The sequence below is a fragment of the Leifsonia sp. SIMBA_070 genome (genome assembly GCF_046534635.1).
Classification (GTDB): domain Bacteria; phylum Actinomycetota; class Actinomycetes; order Actinomycetales; family Microbacteriaceae; genus Leifsonia.
This window is the reverse complement of record NZ_JAWRYK010000001.1, coordinates 1398933-1413214: the sequence shown is the minus strand read 5'-3', so window position 1 is coordinate 1413214 and position 14282 is coordinate 1398933. Positions and strand designations below refer to the sequence as shown.

The window sequence follows — 14282 nt, the reverse complement described above, 5'->3', positions numbered from 1 at the left end:
TCACAGCCGGGCGTGAAACGCGAACGGAGGAATCCATGTCGATCGAGGTTCGACCGGTCAAGGACGGCGATTTCTTCGCCTGGCTCGATGTGTACGCCAAGTACGCCGAGTTCTACGACACCCAGCTGACCGACCAGAAGGCGCTCCTGCTCTGGTCCTGGCTGACCGACCCGGAGCACGAGGAGAACGGCTACGTGGCGGTCGACGGCGACCGCATCGTCGGCCTCGCCCACCTGCGCGAGTTCGCGCGACCGCTCGAAGGCGACCGCGGACTCTTCATCGACGACCTGTTCGTCGTCGAGGACGAGCGCGGCAAGGGAGTCGGCAGCGCGCTCATCCAGAAGGCCCGCTCGCTCGCCGAGGAGCGCGGCCTCGGCGTCGTGCAGTGGATCACCGCGCACGACAACCAGACGGCCCAGAAGCTCTACGACGCGGTCGCGGACCGCACTGCGTGGGTCACCTACGAGATCGATCTCGCGAAGGCCCCGAGCCAGGCGGGACGCGCCTGATGCAGCTCGGAACGCGCTGGTCGGTCGGCGGCTCGGCCCCCGCCTCCCTCCCCGAGGTCGTGGCATACGCCGTGCAGACCGTCGAGGAGGAGCTGGTCGCGACCGACGTCGAGACCACCGGCTGGAACTGGACGCTCACCTGGTTGGAGGCCAAGCCCGTCGTCACGCTCGACGACGGCACGGAGATCCGGTACAACGCCCAGGAGGACTCGGCCACCATCACGCAGCCGGTCGAGGTCGACACGTCCGACTACGACGAGGAAGAGGCGTAGGGCCTCCTCCGTCGTCGTCGGGCCGGCCTCTTCCGGCCGGCGTCACCGCGGCAGCTGGGGCAGCGTGCGCGCGGCGGTGTCGCGAGCGGACTCCATCCGGGCGACGCGGTCGGTGTGCCGCGGTTCGGGAGCGAATGGCCGGTCGGCCCAGGCGGTGAGCGCGCCGCCGATGCGAGCGGCGAGGCGATGCGTGAGCGGGCGGGCTGCGGAATCACGGCTCGGGGAGACGAGGACGGCGGTCATGACGGTTGTCCTTCCGGAACAGGTTCGGCCGCCGGCGCTTGGGCCGTCGCCGAGAGGATGAGACGGGACGCGATCAGCGTCAGGACGACCACCAGCCCGCCGCCGATGACGAACGGCAGCCGGAGGTCGATGCGGGCGACGAAGCCGCCCAGGACGGTGGCGATGGGGGTCATCCCCCAGCCGATGGTGCGGACGATGCCGAGGGCGCGACCCAGCATCGCGCCGGGGATGACGGCCTGGCGCAGCGCGCCCCAGGGCACGTTCCAGACCGCGACACCGAAGGCGCCGATCGCGTAGGCGCCGATGGCGACGGCGACGTTCGACGTCACACCGACCCCGAGGATGCCGACGCCGCTGACCAGGATCGCCCAGAACATCACCTGGCCTCGGCCGAAGCGCGCGACGAACCGGCTGGAGACGAGAGCACCCACGAGCGCGCCGACTCCGATCGCCGCGGTGACCACACCGATCAGTGCGGCCGGGACATCGAAGGTCTGCAGCAGGAGGAGCACGACGCTTCCCTGCGCGAAGGCCAGCGCCGAAGCGGTGAGCGAGGTGAGCACGATCATCCAGCGCAGGAACCGGTAGTCCCAGAGGAACCGGACCACCGCCGAGAGGGAGGGTCGCTCCTCCTCCTCGTGCGAAGCATGCCCCGCCCGGTGCGCATGAGCCGCCGCGACCGGGATCGTCAGCGCCAGCAGCCCCGCGACCAGGAAGCCGGCGCCGGTCAGCCAGATGGGCAGCGCGATCGCGACGGCGAACAGGAAGCCCGCGATCGGCGTGGCGATGAAGTTCTGGATGGTGATCTCGGCCGACTGCATCCGCCCGTTCGCGCGATCGAGCTGATCACGACCGACGAGGGCAGGCACGACGGTGGTCGTCGCATTGTCGAAGACCGTCTCCCCCAGCCCGAAGGCGAGGACGCAGGCGTAGAGCAGCCAGATGGTCAGCGAGTCCGTCGTGATGAGCACGGCGAGCAGGGCGGCGACGGCGAAGCGGAGCGAGTTGGCGACCGCCATCGCGATGCGCCGGTCGACACGATCGAGCAGCATCCCGGCCGGGATGCCGAACAGCAGCCACGGCAGGAAGGTGACCGCGCTCACGCCCGCGATCAGTGCAGGGTCGTGGGTCAGCGTCGTCGCGATCAGCGGCACGGCGGTACGTCCAAGGCCGTCCGCAAGGTTGCTCGCGATCGCCGCGGTCCAGAGGCGCGCGAAACCGCTCCCCAACGGAGTGCTCGCCGTCGTCGACATCAGCGGTCTTCCTGCTCCACCAGGGGGAACGCGTTGAACTGGACCTGGACGCGCTTGCGCTCGTCGGTCTCGGCCTCCTGCGCCTTCCACTTCTTCTTCAGGCGGTCCTGCAGGGCGTAGTACTCGCGGCCGAACTCCTCGAGCTGCTCACGGGTGAGTTCGAGGTGGGAGGTCGACAGCGTGCTGGACTCCATCCACTCGAAACCGAACGTGTCGAGCCCGCGCCGCAGGAAGGCGGAGAGGCGGCGCTCGTTGTTCTGCTGCCAGCCGAGCGAGATGATCTCGTTGGCCTCGCGGCCTGCCGGAGTGTCCAAAGTCTCGGGCGAACCGATCGTCACGCCGCCGGGCGCCATGCGCCACCAGCGCTCGCGGCCGGAACCGCGTTCGGCGTCTTCGACGATGATGTCGTGCTTGGCGAGCTGGCGCAGGTGGTAGCTGGTGGCGCCGCTCGACTCCCCCAGGCGTTCGGCCAGCATGCTGGCGGTCGCCGGCCCGAAGTCGGACAGCTCGTTCATGATCTCGACACGAAGTGGATGCGCGAGGGCTCGCAGGGCGGCCATCCCGAGCGCGTCCTCCCAGAGGGCGCGGCCCCCGGCGACTCCGTCCGCGGGCTCCTGCTGCTCTTCGTTCGTCATGTGACCACAGTAGCCATGCAAAGAGTTCTTTGCAACCGCTACTTTGCATTCGTACCTTTGCAACGCTTCCTTTGCTCCCCGCGGCGTCCGGTGTCTAGGCTGGAGCAATGGCCGATATCGCGAACCCCTTCTTCAGCCCCAGCACCCTGCCGTACGGACTCCCGCCCTTCGGCGACATCCGCGACGAGCACTACCGTCCGGCCTTCGAGCGGGGATTCGAGGAGCAGCTGGCAGAGATCGCCGCGATCGTCGAGACCGACGAGGCCCCGAGCTTCGAGAACACGATGCTTCCGTTGGAGCGCTCGGGCCAGACGCTGCAGCGGGTCGCCGAGGTGTTCTTCAACAAGAGCTCGTCGGACAGCACGGACTTCACCAACGCGCTGGAGGAGGAGATCGCTCCCCGGCTCGCCGCCCATAGCGACACGATCCGGCTCGATCCACGGCTGTACGCGCGCATCGCCGACCTGCACGGGCGCCTCGACGAGCTCGGGCTCGATGCCGAGTCGCGCTACCTGGTCGAGCGCTACTTCACCGAGTTCACGCTGGCCGGCGCCGGCCTCGACGACGCGGGCAAGGAGCGGCTGCGGGAGTACAACCAGCGGCTCTCCACCCTCACCACCCGGTTCGAGAAGAACCTCCTCGCCGACACCAACGACCTCGCCGTCGTCTTCGACACGGCCGAGGAGCTGGACGGCCTCGGCGAAGGCGAGCTGTCGGCCGCCGCACAGGCCGCGGCTGAGCGCGGCCTCGACGGCAAGTACGTCGTGACGCTCGTGCTCCCCACGGGTCACCCGTGGCTCGCCGACCTCACCGACCGCTCCTCCCGGGAGCGCATCATGGCCGCATCCCGCTCGCGCGGCATCCGGGGCGGCGAGAACGACAACCGCGACCTGGTCCTGGAGATCACGCGCCTGCGCGCCGAGCGGGCGCGGCTTCTCGGGTTCGACACGCACGCGGCGTACGTCACGGCCGACGAGACCGCCCGCACTCCCGAAGCCGTCGCGGACATGCTCGGCCGGCTCGCGCCAGCTGCCGCCCGGAACGCCCGCGCCGAGCAGGCCGACCTGCAGCGCCTCCTCCCGGAGGGACAGACGGTCGAGGCCTGGGACTGGGCCCATCTGACGGGCACGGTCCGCGCCGAGAAGTTCGACGTCGACTTCGCCGCGATGCGCCCGTACTTCGAGGCCGAGCGCGTGCTGCACGACGGCGTCTTCTACGCTGCCAACCGGCTCTACGGGATCACCTTCGCCGAGCGGCCGGACCTTGTCGCCTACCACCCCGAAGCCCGCGTCTTCGAGGTGCGCAACGAGGACGGATCCGAGCTCGGCCTGTACATCCTCGACCTCTACACCCGCGACTCGAAGCGCGGCGGCGCGTGGATGAACCCGCTCATCGCCCAGTCCGACCTGCTCGGCACACCGACGGTCGTGGTCAACAACCTGAACGTGCCGAAGCCGGCCGCCGGCGAGCCGACGCTGCTCACCTACGACGAGACGAACACGCTCTTCCACGAGTTCGGGCACGCCCTGCACGGCTTGTTCGCCCGCGTGACATACCCGAAGTTCGCCGGCACCAACGTGTTCCGCGACTTCGTCGAGTTCCCCAGCCAGGTGAACGAGATGTGGATGCTGTGGCCGGAGGTGCTCGAGAACTACGCCGTGCACCACCGCACCGGCGAGCGGATGCCGCAGGAGCTGGTCGACCGGATCCACGCCGCCGAGGGCTTCAACGAGGGCTTCGCGACCAGCGAGTACCTGGCGGCCACCCTGCTCGACCAGGCCTGGCACCGGATCACCGCGGACGACGAGGTGGCCGACGTCCCCACCTTCGAGACGGAGGCCCTCGCCGCGGTCGGACTGGACAATCCTGCCGTGCCGCCGCGGTACGCCAGCACCTACTTCGCGCACACGTTCTCGGGCGGCTACGACGCCGGCTACTACTCGTACATCTGGAGCGAAGTGCTCGACGCCGACACGGTGGAGTGGTTCCGTGAGAACGGCGGGCTGCTGCGCGAGAACGGCGACCGGTTCCGGCAGCGGCTCCTCGGCGTCGGCGGGTCGAAGGACCCGCTGGTGGCCTACCGCGACTTCCGCGGTCGTGACGCCGAGATCGAGCCGCTGCTGAAGCGCCGGGGCTTGGACACCTGAGCGGCACGTCGTGCGGACGTAGCTAGCCGCCCTCCCTTCTCGCGCTCTACGCTGTGCCCACCCGCACCTGGGCTGATCGCGCGAAGGGGACACCGTGGCCACGACCGAACCGCAGCTCGCCGCACCGACCGTTCGTCAGCTGGTGATGCTGTGCATCCCGGCCGTGGTCGTCGGCGTGCTGTGCGCGCTGTCGCTGTGGGCGGTGGACGAGGTCTCCGGTGTGATCGAGCAGGGCGTCTGGAAGGCGCTCCCCGGCGCTCTGGGCATCGACCCGACGTCCGGCTGGTGGATCTTCGCCGTGTTGACGGTCACCGGCGCCGCGGTCGGGCTCGTGGTGTGGCTGGTGCCGGGCCATGCCGGGCCCGACTCGGCGACGACGGAGCTGGTCGGGCCGATCCTACGGATCGCCGCGGTGCCGTCGCTCGCTCTGGCGGCCATCCTGGGCCTGGCGGGTGGGGTGAGCCTGGGTCCGGAGAACCCGATCATCGCGATCAACATCAGCGTGCTGGTGACTCTCGTCGGACTGCTGTGGAAGGCGGTGCCGACGCAACTCGTCGTGCTCATGGCCGCGTCCGGCACCATCGGAGCACTGTTCGGCACGCCGGTCGCGGCCGCCCTGCTGTTCACGGGCATCGTCGCGGCGGCGAAGGGCGGCGGCGCCCTGTGGGACCGCCTCTTCCTCCCGCTGGTGTCGGCCGGCGCCGGGGCGATCACGATGACGCTGCTCGCGCATCCCTCGCTCATCATCCCCATGCCGGCGTACACGAAGGTCAACGGCTGGGACCTGCTGGCGGCCATCGTGATCGGGGTCGTGGCGACCGCGCTGGGGCTGGTCGGTGTGTACCTGTTCCCCATCGTGCACCGGCTGTTCCACGCCCTGCGGAATCCGCTGCTGATGACGCTGCTCGGCGGCGCCGTGCTCGGTCTGCTCGGGGTGCTCGGCGGACCGATCACTCTGTTCAAGGGGCTGTCGCAGATGGGTCAGCTGGTGACCGACCGGGCCGACTACTCGGCCGGCCAGCTCACTGTGATCGTCCTGGTGAAGCTCGTGGCGCTGCTTGTTGCGGCCGGTGCGGGCTTCCGCGGCGGCCGTGTGTTCCCTGCCGTGTTCATCGGCACGGCGCTGGGCACACTGGCGGTTGCGCTGGTCCCGGCGATTCCGCTGCAGGTGGCGGTGGCGGCGGGCGTGATGGGGCTGGCACTGGTGGTGACGCGGGATGGCTGGGTCGCCCTCTTCGTGGGCGTGGCCGTCACCGACAACCTGCTGATCCTGCCGATCCTGTGCCTCGCCGTTCTCCCGGCGTGGCTCATGGTGACGAAGGCGCCGGAGATGCTGATCCGGCCTGCGCCGGAGCTTACGCCGACTTCTCCTCGCGCCGCGGGCGGTGCGGGACGATAGTCGGAGCCGCGTTCTCGAGCACGGCCTCGCGCGTCACGACCACGCGCGCCACTTCGGAGCTGGACGGCACCTCGAACATGATCGGGCCGAGCACCTCCTCCATGATGGCGCGGAGACCACGGGCACCCGTCTTGCGGAGCACCGCCAGATCGGCGATCGCCTCGAGGGCCGGCTGCTCGAACTCGAGCTGCACACCGTCGAGCTCGAACATGCGCTGATACTGGCGCACCAGCGCGTTCTTCGGCTCGGTGAGGATCTGCATGAGCGCGTCCTGGTCGAGCTGCGTCACGGTGGTCACGACCGGCAGGCGGCCGATGAACTCCGGGATGAGCCCGAACTTGTGCAGGTCTTCTGGCAGCACCTCGCTGAAGAGGTTGATGTCGTCGCCCTTGGAATGCAGCGGGGCGCCGAAGCCGATGCCCTTCTTGCCCGCACGGGAGGAGATGATCTCTTCCAGCCCCGCGAACGCGCCCGCCACGATGAACAGCACGTTCGTCGTGTCGATCTGGATGAACTCCTGGTGCGGGTGCTTGCGCCCGCCCTGCGGCGGCACGGAGGCGACCGTGCCTTCGAGGATCTTGAGCAGCGCCTGCTGCACACCCTCGCCCGAGACGTCGCGCGTGATCGACGGGTTCTCGGCCTTGCGGGCGATCTTGTCGACCTCGTCGATGTAGATGATGCCGGTCTCAGCGCGCTTGACGTCGTAGTCGGCGGCCTGGATCAGCTTCAGGAGGATGTTCTCGACGTCTTCACCGACGTACCCGGCCTCGGTCAGCGCGGTGGCGTCCGCGACGGCGAACGGCACGTTGAGGCGACGGGCGAGCGTCTGCGCGAGGTAGGTCTTGCCGCAGCCGGTCGGGCCGATCAGCAGGATGTTCGACTTCGCGATCTCGACGTCGTCGAGCGTGTCTGCCGAAGTGATCGTCTGCTTGGCGCGAACCCGCTTGTAGTGGTTGTACACCGCGACCGCGAGAGCCCGCTTGGCCGGCTCCTGGCCGATGACGTACTCCTCGAGGAACCCGAAGATCTCTTTGGGCTTGGGCAGGTCGAACTCGCTCGAAGCCTCCTCGCCCGCCTCGGCGAGCCGCTCCTCGATGATCTCGTTGCACAGCTCGACGCACTCGTCGCAGATGTACACGCCGGGACCGGCGATGAGCTGCTGTACCTGCTTCTGGCTCTTGCCACAGAAGGAACACTTGAGCAGATCGGCGCTTTCCCCGATGCGTGCCATCCCTCTCCCCACCTTCTTCGGGTCTGTTCCAACGAGCCTAACCCGTGCGGACGACATTGGGGCGCATGTCGGACGTTTTGCGTCGCGCGGCGGTTCTGCTCACAGCAGATGGCGGAGATACCGCAGGCCCGCCTGACTGCAGAGACGACGAACGGGGCGGTCATCGAAGAGACCGCCCCGTTCCGCCATGCAGCGAAGGCTACTACTTGACCAGCGCCGGCAGCGTCTTCCGGCTGGTGAGGACCTGGTCGATGAGGCCGTACTCCAGCGCCTCCTCGGCCGAGAGGATCTTGTCGCGGTCGATGTCCTTGTTGACCTGCTCCACCGAGCGGTTGGAGTGCTTCGCCAGCGTCTCCTCCAGCCAGGTGCGCATGCGCATGATCTCGTTGGCCTGGATCTCGATGTCGGAGGCCTGCCCCTGGCCGGCCTCGCCGACGGCGGGCTGGTGGATGAGGATGCGGGCGTTCGGCAGCGCCAGGCGCTTTCCCGGGGTGCCCGCCGCGGTCAGCACGGCAGCGGCGGAGGCCGCCTGGCCGAGGACCACGGTCTGGATCTGCGGGCGAATGTACTGCATCGTGTCGTAGATCGCCGTCATCGCGGTGAACGAGCCACCGGGCGAGTTGATGTACATGACGATGTCGCGGTCCGGGTCCTGGCTCTCGAGCACGAGGAGCTGGGCCATGATGTCGTCAGCCGACGCGTCGTCGACCTGCACGCCGAGGAAGATGATGCGGTCCTCGAAGAGCTTCGCGTACGGGTCCTGGCGCTTGTAGCCGTAGGCCGTGCGCTCCTCGAAGCTGGGGAGGATGTACCGGGCGCCTGGCGCCTGCACTCCGCCTGCGGCCTGTCCGCCGAGCATGGGGATGTTCATTCTGTTGTCCTTATCCTTCCGGCGGTCGTTCAGTTCTTCTCCGGCTCGGTGCCGCCGCCGCCGGCGACATCCAGAGCCGACTCGCGGATGTGGTCCACGAAGCCGTACTCGAGAGCCTGCTGGGCGGTGAACCACCGGTCGCGGTCGCCGTCCTCATTGATCTGCTCGACGGTCTTGCCGGTCGCGGCCGCCGTGATCTCGGCGAGCCGGTTCTTCATGTCGATGATGAGCTGCGCCTGCGTCTGGATGTCGCTGGCGGTGCCACCGAAGCCACCGTGCGGCTGGTGGAGCAGCACGCGCGCGTTCGGGGTGATGTACCGCTTGCCCTTGGTGCCCGCGGTGAGCAGCAGCTGGCCCATCGATGCGGCCATGCCGATGCCGACGGTGACGATGTCGTTCGGAACGAACTGCATCGTGTCGTAGATGGCCATACCGGCGGTGATCGAGCCGCCGGGAGAGTTGATGTAGAGGTAGATGTCCCGCTTCGGGTCCTCCGCGGCCAGGAGCAGCAGCTTCGCGGCGATCTCGTTCGCGTTCTCGTCCCGGACCTCGGACCCGAGCCAGATGATGCGGTCCTTCAACAGTCGATCGAAAACGTTGGGCTGGATACCCATGTCGGCCATGTTCGCTCCATTTCCTTTGTCGCTTGGCATCGAATCTATCGGAGCGCCGAGCCCAATTCGGTGCTGTTCGCCCTCGGCAGAGAGCGGTGTCGCGGCGGGCGTCGCCCGGCGTCGCTCCCGCGTCGCTGTCGCCGCCCGGCCGTCAGTCGTCGTCGAGCGCCGCGGCGTAGGCGGTCACCGCGCGGCCATAGCGCGGGAGGTGCGGGACGAGCGCTTCCAGGGCTTCGCGCAGCGCGTCGGCTGGCATCCCGTCGTCGAACAGCGAGAGGGCCGCGAACGCGCGTGCGGCGTCGGCGAGGGGATGCCCGGGCTCGGCGAGCAGGAAGTCGCGGAGCAGGCTGAGCGCCTCCCCTGGGCGGTCGAGGTTGCGGAGCGTGCTCGCGAGCTGCACGATCGCCTGCCCGCGGTGCGGCTCGGCCAGGCCGTTCGCGAGGGCGGCCCGGTACAGCGGTTCGGCCTCCGCCTCCCGGCCGGCGAAGTCGCGGGCGCCGGCCGCCTCGAAGAGCGCCTCGGGGTCGTGTGGGCCACGCTCGGCGACCAGAGCGTCGATCGCGGCGAGGGTGGCCTCCTCCCCCGCGTCGTCGGCAGCGGCCCAGACCGCATCCACCCGCTGTCGCCAGTCGTCCATCCGCTGCTCCTTCGTGCCTGTGCATCCATGGGTCGCAACACGCCGTCACCCCATGGTGCCAGACGGCGTGTCGCGTCCCATGGTTTCGTCGAAGAACGCGAAAGCCGGGCCGCGTGGAAGGCGCGGGCCCGGCTTTCGGTGAGGAGGCGACGACTACTTGTCGTCGGCCTTCTTCTTGGTGGAACGCTTCTTCGGCTTCTCCTCGGCGGCGGGGGCCTCCTCGGCCGCGGGGGCCTCGGCGGTCTCGGCCGTCTCCGCCGTCTCATCCGTGGCTGCGGCCTCGTCGGACTGCGCCTCGTCGTCGCCGTCGGCGATGGCGGTGAACTCTGCCAGGTCGACCGGCTTGCCGTTCGAGTCGACGACCTTCACCTTGCCGAGGATGATGGCGAGCGCCTTGTTGCGGGCGACCTCTCCGACCATCGACGGGATCTGGCCGTTCTCGCTGAGGATCTTCACGAACTCGTTCGGGTCCATGCCGTACTGGGCGGCACCCTGCACGAGGTACTGGGTGAGCTCGTCCTGGCTGACCTTCACGTCGTTCTCCTGCGCGACCTCGTCGAGGAGGATCTGCGTGCGGAACGTCTTCTCGCTGGACTCCGTGACCTCGGCGCGGTGCACGTCGTCCTCGAGGCGGTTCTCCTGCTCCAGGTGGCGGTGGACCTCGTCCTCGACCAGCTGCGCCGGGACCGGGATCTCGACCAGCTCGAGGAGCTTGTCGACCAGCTGGTCGCGGGCGGCGGTGCCCTGGCCGAACACCTTGGCGCGCTCGACCTGCGTGCGCAGGCTCTGGCGCAGCTCGCCGATGGTGTCGAACTCGCTGGCGATCTGCGCGAACTCGTCGTCGGCCTCCGGGAGCTCGCGCTCCTTGACGGCGTTGAGGGTGACGGTGATCTGCGCGTTCTCGCCCTCGTGGTCGCCGCCCATGAGCGGGGCCTCGAAGGTGGTGGTCTCGCCGGCGGTCAGCGTGTCGAGCGCCTCGTCGATGCCGTCGATGAGCTCGCCGGAGCCGATCTCGTACGAGATGTTCGCGGCGGTGTCGACCTCCTCCTCGCCGATCACGGCGGTCAGGTCGATCTGCGCGAAGTCACCGGTCTTGGCGGGACGGTCGACCGTGACGAGGGTGCCGAAGCGGCTGCGGAGCCGGTCCAGCTCCTCCTCCACGTCGTCCACGCCGACCTCGGCCGCGTCGACCGTGATGGTGATGTCGTCGAAGTCGGGCAGCTTCACCTCGGGGCGGACATCCACCTCGATGGTGAGGAGCAGGTCGCCCGAGAAGTCCTTCTCGTTCGGCCACTCGGTGATGTCGGCCTCCGGGCGGCCGAGGGGACGCACGTCGTTCTCCTCGATCGCCTGACGGTAGAACCCGTCGAGACCCTCGTTGACCGCGTGCTCCAGGACGGCGGCCTTGCCGACCCGCTGGTCGATGATGGGCGGCGGCACCTTGCCCTTGCGGAAACCGGGGATGGTCACCTGCTCGGCGATGTGCTCGTACGCGTGGTTGATGGAAGGCTTCAGCTCCTCCGGCGTCACCGAGATGACGAGCTTGGTGCGGGTGGGGCTGAGCTTCTCGACCGTGGTCTTCACGATGTGTGGGTTCTCCTGAATGATCGAACGATGGTCTTCTCGCAAGGAACGAGGTCCTCGTCGGGGCGACAGGATTCGAACCTGCGACCTCCCGCTCCCAAAGCGGGCGCTCTAGCCAAGCTGAGCTACGCCCCGGCTTCAAGCGGTGCGAAAGACCGTCACCGAGTCTACTGCACGCCCGCATCCCCCGCGTGTACTACGATGGTCTCCGGCCGCCGCGCACACGGGCGGCCCGGTGCCGCGTGCGGCGCTCGGGGATGTAGCTCAATGGTAGAGCCTCAGTCTTCCAAACTGATTACGCGGGTTCGATTCCCGTCATCCCCTCCATTCCCGCCCTCCATTCCCTCCTCCCGGGGGCCGGTTACGCCTCCCGAGCGGCGAGCGCCGCTGTTCGTAACGTTCGCCGCTGCGCGCGCAGGCGCACTCGTGACGTCAGGCGGCACTCACGCTGCTGCTGCCAAACCGCACGGTGAGTGCGGCGTCGCGTAACGTTTGCGGCTGCGCGCGCAGGCGCACTCGTGACGAGACGCAGCAGTCGCGGGCGCGGAGGCGCGGCGCGGCGCGGCGCGGCGGCGCGCGTCAGCGCTGCAGGAACGCGAGCACCGCGAGCACGCGGCGGTGGTCGTCGCCGGAGTCCTCGAGGCCCAGCTTCTGGAAGATCGACGTGACGTTCTTCTCGACCGCTCCGACGCCGACGACCATGCGGGCGGCGATCGCGGCGTTCGTGCGGCCCTCGGCCATCAGCTCCAGCACCTCCCGCTCGCGCGGTGTCAGCGCCGCCAGCGGGTCGGTCCGGCGGGTGAGGAGTTCGCGCACGACCTGCGGGTCGAGGACGGTGCCGCCCGCCGCGACACGGGCGACCGCATCCTTCAGCTCGTCGAGGGAGGCGATGCGGTCCTTCAGGAGGTAGCCGGTCCCGCCTTCGCCGCCGGCCAGCAGCTCCTGCGCATACGTGCCCTCGACGTACTGCGACAGCAGCAGCACTGCGATGTCGGGATGCTCGCTGCGGATGCGGAGCGCGGCACGCACGCCCTCGTCGCGGAACGTCGGAGGCATCCGCACATCCAGCACCACCACCTCCGGCATGAGGTCGGGCAGCGACTCGAGGAGGGTGTCCGCGTCGCCGAAAGCCCCGACGGTGTCGAAGCCGGCCTCGTCGAACAGGCGGATGAGTCCCTCCCGGAGGAGGACGGAGTCGTCGGCGACGACGATGCGCAGGGGTCGGGCTTCGCTCGGCACGCCCCCAGCCTAGGGGCGACCCGCCCGCACGGTCCGCCCGCACGACGACACGCCGTCGCGTCCCGGAGGACGCGACGGCGTGTCTGCGAGGACGGACGGCGTGTCGCGCGGACGAGACGCAGCAGGGATCAACCGAGCGGGATGCGCGCCCCGATCCGGGTGGGTCCGCCGACCGGGCTCTCCAGCAGCAGCTCACCGCGCAGACCCCGCACGCGCTCCTGCAGTCCGCGGAGTCCGTGGCCCTCGACCAGCGAGGCGCCCCCGCTGCCGTTGTCGGTCAGCCAGACGTCCAGCCACGGCTGCCCTGCCGCGTCCGCGGACTGCTCCACGAACAGGCGCGCGCCCGTGGCGCCGGAGTGCTTGGCCAGGTTCGCGGCCAGCTCCGCCAGCACGTAGTAGGCGTTCCGCTCGATCTCGGGACTGAACCGCTCCCCCGGCTGCAGCGACGACTCCACCGTCATCGGGATGGGGCTGCGCGCGGCGAGCGACTCGGCGGCGGCGACCAGGCCGCGGTCCTGCAGGATGGGCGGGGCGAAACCGCGGGACAGTGCCCGCAGCTCCTCGAGCGTGTCGCCCGCCTGCTGCCGCGCCTCGGCGAGCAGAGTGGCGGCGGCCTCCGGGTCGTCGGAGAGCTTGCGCTCGGCGGCGGCGATGTCCATCTGCAAGCGGATCAGCCGCTGCTGCGGACCATCGTGGAGGTCGCGCTCGAGGCGGCGGAGCGCCTGGTCCTCGGCCGCGACGGCGGCACCGCGGGAAGCGGACAGGTCCGCGACCTCGCGCTGCAGCGCCTCCGACGGCCAGCGGCCGAGCAGCCCGCGAGCCACACCCTCGTGCGCCAGCGTCAGACCGCGGGTCACGAACGGGAGGGTCGCCGCCAGCAACGCGCCGACGATCAGGTACAGGATGCGGTCGCCCACCACCGGGTCGAACGTGGAGTGCGTGCGGAACACCGCATCCACGATCGTCTGCGACAGGAAGACGTCGCGGCCGCTCTCCGGGATGAACGGCTCCCAGATCCAGCCGGTCAGGCCGCCGAGTGCGACGGACGCCCACACGACGGTCACGGTCCAGGAGACGATGCTGAGGATGGGGTTGATCAGGATGCCGTGCAGCAGGTACAGCCAGTAGTGGCCGTTCGCGAACGGGCCGAACAGCGACCGCAGGAACGTGCGCGGCACGCCCGGCTTCTCCCACACCGGGCGCGGGATGGAGGGCCGCCCGGCCCAGTCGAGGCGGGTCAGCTCCACGACGCCGAAGCCGCGGGCGGTGTAGAAGGCGGCGACGACGATGAAGAAGCCGACGTAGATGATGATGGTGCCGACGCCGGTCCAGAACAGCGACATCAGCACGGAGAGACCGATGATCGCGATCGGCATGGTGAGCAGCAGGAAGCCCAGCTCCCGCGGCACACCGCGCCACAGCTCGCCGTAGCGGGCGCGGGCGGGAGCCGGTGCGGGAGCCGGAGCGGATGCGGTCACAGCATCCAGCGTGGCAGAAGAGGACAGCGGTTCAGTGGACATGACCCCAGCCTCGCGGGATGCGCCCGCGGTCCCCATCCCGCCTCCCTCCGGATGCGTGCGGGGGTTAACCCTCCCTTACTTAGCGCAGCCTTCGCTTCGTTGTCGGAATTCCGCCGCCTCGCTAGCGT

General features: G+C 69.4%; 14 protein-coding genes and 2 tRNA genes. 5 read left to right on the top strand and 11 right to left on the bottom strand.

Features of this window, described 5'->3' with window-relative positions:
* Positions 1-35: 35 nt before the first annotated feature.
* Positions 36-509 (top strand): GNAT family N-acetyltransferase, encoded by a 474-nt coding sequence (locus SB754_RS06645; protein WP_410781552.1) that lies wholly within the window; start codon positions 36-38, stop codon positions 507-509.
* Positions 509-781 carry a hypothetical protein gene (locus SB754_RS06640; RefSeq protein ID WP_410781551.1) on the top strand — a complete coding sequence of 91 codons (273 nt, stop codon included), beginning with the start codon at positions 509-511 and terminating at the stop codon, positions 779-781. The genes SB754_RS06645 and SB754_RS06640 overlap by 1 nt, the downstream gene beginning before the upstream one ends.
* 42 nt (positions 782-823) lie before the next feature.
* On the opposite strand, the gene SB754_RS06635 is transcribed toward SB754_RS06640, so the two are convergent.
* From SB754_RS06635 to SB754_RS06625, 3 genes are read right to left on the bottom strand one after another with little or no spacing between them, the layout of a single operon-like run.
* Entirely contained in the window at positions 824-1024 is a 201-nt protein-coding gene (locus SB754_RS06635; protein ID WP_410781550.1) for a hypothetical protein, read from the bottom strand.
* A complete protein-coding gene (locus SB754_RS06630) occupies positions 1021-2277 on the bottom strand; it encodes an MFS transporter (RefSeq protein WP_410781549.1) in 1257 nt (418 codons plus the stop codon). Before SB754_RS06630 ends, SB754_RS06635 begins: the two co-directional genes overlap by 4 nt.
* On the bottom strand, positions 2277-2912 hold the full coding sequence (locus tag SB754_RS06625) for an ArsR/SmtB family transcription factor (RefSeq protein WP_410781548.1): 636 nt from the start codon (positions 2910-2912) through the stop codon (positions 2277-2279). The genes SB754_RS06630 and SB754_RS06625 overlap by 1 nt, the downstream gene beginning before the upstream one ends.
* Positions 2913-3019: 107 nt before the next feature.
* Here SB754_RS06625 and SB754_RS06620 point away from each other — a divergent pair, with 107 nt between their 5' ends.
* The gene (locus SB754_RS06620) at positions 3020-5059 is read left to right on the top strand and encodes a M3 family metallopeptidase (RefSeq protein ID WP_410781547.1); all 2040 of its coding nucleotides are present in this window, start codon (positions 3020-3022) and stop codon (positions 5057-5059) included.
* A gap of 94 nt (positions 5060-5153) precedes the next feature.
* Positions 5154-6458, top strand: coding sequence for an ion channel protein (locus SB754_RS06615; protein WP_410781546.1), 1305 nt, complete (start codon positions 5154-5156; stop codon positions 6456-6458).
* Here SB754_RS06615 and clpX read toward each other — a convergent pair.
* From clpX to SB754_RS06585, 6 genes are all read right to left on the bottom strand, one after another.
* A complete protein-coding gene (clpX, locus tag SB754_RS06610; protein ID WP_410781545.1) occupies positions 6415-7689 on the bottom strand; it encodes an ATP-dependent Clp protease ATP-binding subunit ClpX in 1275 nt (424 codons plus the stop codon). The two genes, SB754_RS06615 and clpX, sit on opposite strands and share 44 nt — an antisense overlap.
* Positions 7690-7891: 202 nt before the next feature.
* Positions 7892-8560, bottom strand: a complete 669-nt coding sequence (locus tag SB754_RS06605; RefSeq protein ID WP_410781544.1) for an ATP-dependent Clp protease proteolytic subunit — start codon at positions 8558-8560, stop codon at positions 7892-7894.
* Positions 8561-8589: 29 nt separating this feature from the next.
* Positions 8590-9183: an ATP-dependent Clp protease proteolytic subunit gene (locus tag SB754_RS06600; RefSeq protein WP_310129002.1), complete on the bottom strand. Its 594-nt coding sequence runs from the start codon at positions 9181-9183 to the stop codon at positions 8590-8592.
* Between the two features lie 142 nt (positions 9184-9325).
* Positions 9326-9811, bottom strand: a complete 486-nt coding sequence (locus SB754_RS06595; RefSeq protein WP_410781543.1) for a tetratricopeptide repeat protein — start codon at positions 9809-9811, stop codon at positions 9326-9328.
* Positions 9812-9964: 153 nt separating this feature from the next.
* A complete protein-coding gene (gene tig, locus SB754_RS06590) occupies positions 9965-11395 on the bottom strand; it encodes a trigger factor (RefSeq protein WP_410781542.1) in 1431 nt (476 codons plus the stop codon).
* Between the two features lie 60 nt (positions 11396-11455).
* A tRNA-Pro gene (locus tag SB754_RS06585) sits at positions 11456-11530 on the bottom strand.
* Between the two features lie 118 nt (positions 11531-11648).
* On the opposite strand from SB754_RS06585, the gene SB754_RS06580 reads away from it, so the two are divergent.
* Positions 11649-11722, top strand: a tRNA-Gly gene (locus SB754_RS06580).
* 252 nt (positions 11723-11974) lie between these two features.
* On the opposite strand, the gene SB754_RS06575 is transcribed toward SB754_RS06580, so the two are convergent.
* Complete coding sequence (locus SB754_RS06575; RefSeq protein WP_410781541.1) at positions 11975-12634, bottom strand: response regulator transcription factor; 660 nt, start codon at positions 12632-12634, stop codon at positions 11975-11977.
* A gap of 128 nt (positions 12635-12762) precedes the next feature.
* Positions 12763-14154: a sensor histidine kinase gene (locus SB754_RS06570; RefSeq protein WP_410781540.1), complete on the bottom strand. Its 1392-nt coding sequence runs from the start codon at positions 14152-14154 to the stop codon at positions 12763-12765.
* Positions 14155-14282: the final 128 nt, after the last annotated feature.

Bases quoted from the DNA above. Each gene is read 5' to 3' on its own strand.
- SB754_RS06625 (WP_410781548.1), bottom strand. From the start codon at position 2,912: ATGACGAACGAAGAGCAGCAGGAGCCCGCGGACGGAGTCGCCGGGGGC.
- SB754_RS06640 (WP_410781551.1), top strand. From the start codon at position 509: ATGCAGCTCGGAACGCGCTGGTCGGTCGGCGGCTCGGCCCCCGCCTCC.
- SB754_RS06620 (WP_410781547.1), top strand. From the start codon at position 3,020: ATGGCCGATATCGCGAACCCCTTCTTCAGCCCCAGCACCCTGCCGTAC.
- SB754_RS06570 (WP_410781540.1), bottom strand. From the start codon at position 14,154: ATGTCCACTGAACCGCTGTCCTCTTCTGCCACGCTGGATGCTGTGACC.
- SB754_RS06630 (WP_410781549.1), bottom strand. From the start codon at position 2,277: ATGTCGACGACGGCGAGCACTCCGTTGGGGAGCGGTTTCGCGCGCCTC.
- clpX (WP_410781545.1), bottom strand. From the start codon at position 7,689: ATGGCACGCATCGGGGAAAGCGCCGATCTGCTCAAGTGTTCCTTCTGT.
- SB754_RS06600 (WP_310129002.1), bottom strand. From the start codon at position 9,183: ATGGCCGACATGGGTATCCAGCCCAACGTTTTCGATCGACTGTTGAAG.
- SB754_RS06645 (WP_410781552.1), top strand. From the start codon at position 36: ATGTCGATCGAGGTTCGACCGGTCAAGGACGGCGATTTCTTCGCCTGG.
- SB754_RS06605 (WP_410781544.1), bottom strand. From the start codon at position 8,560: ATGAACATCCCCATGCTCGGCGGACAGGCCGCAGGCGGAGTGCAGGCG.
- SB754_RS06635 (WP_410781550.1), bottom strand. From the start codon at position 1,024: ATGACCGCCGTCCTCGTCTCCCCGAGCCGTGATTCCGCAGCCCGCCCG.
- SB754_RS06595 (WP_410781543.1), bottom strand. From the start codon at position 9,811: ATGGACGACTGGCGACAGCGGGTGGATGCGGTCTGGGCCGCTGCCGAC.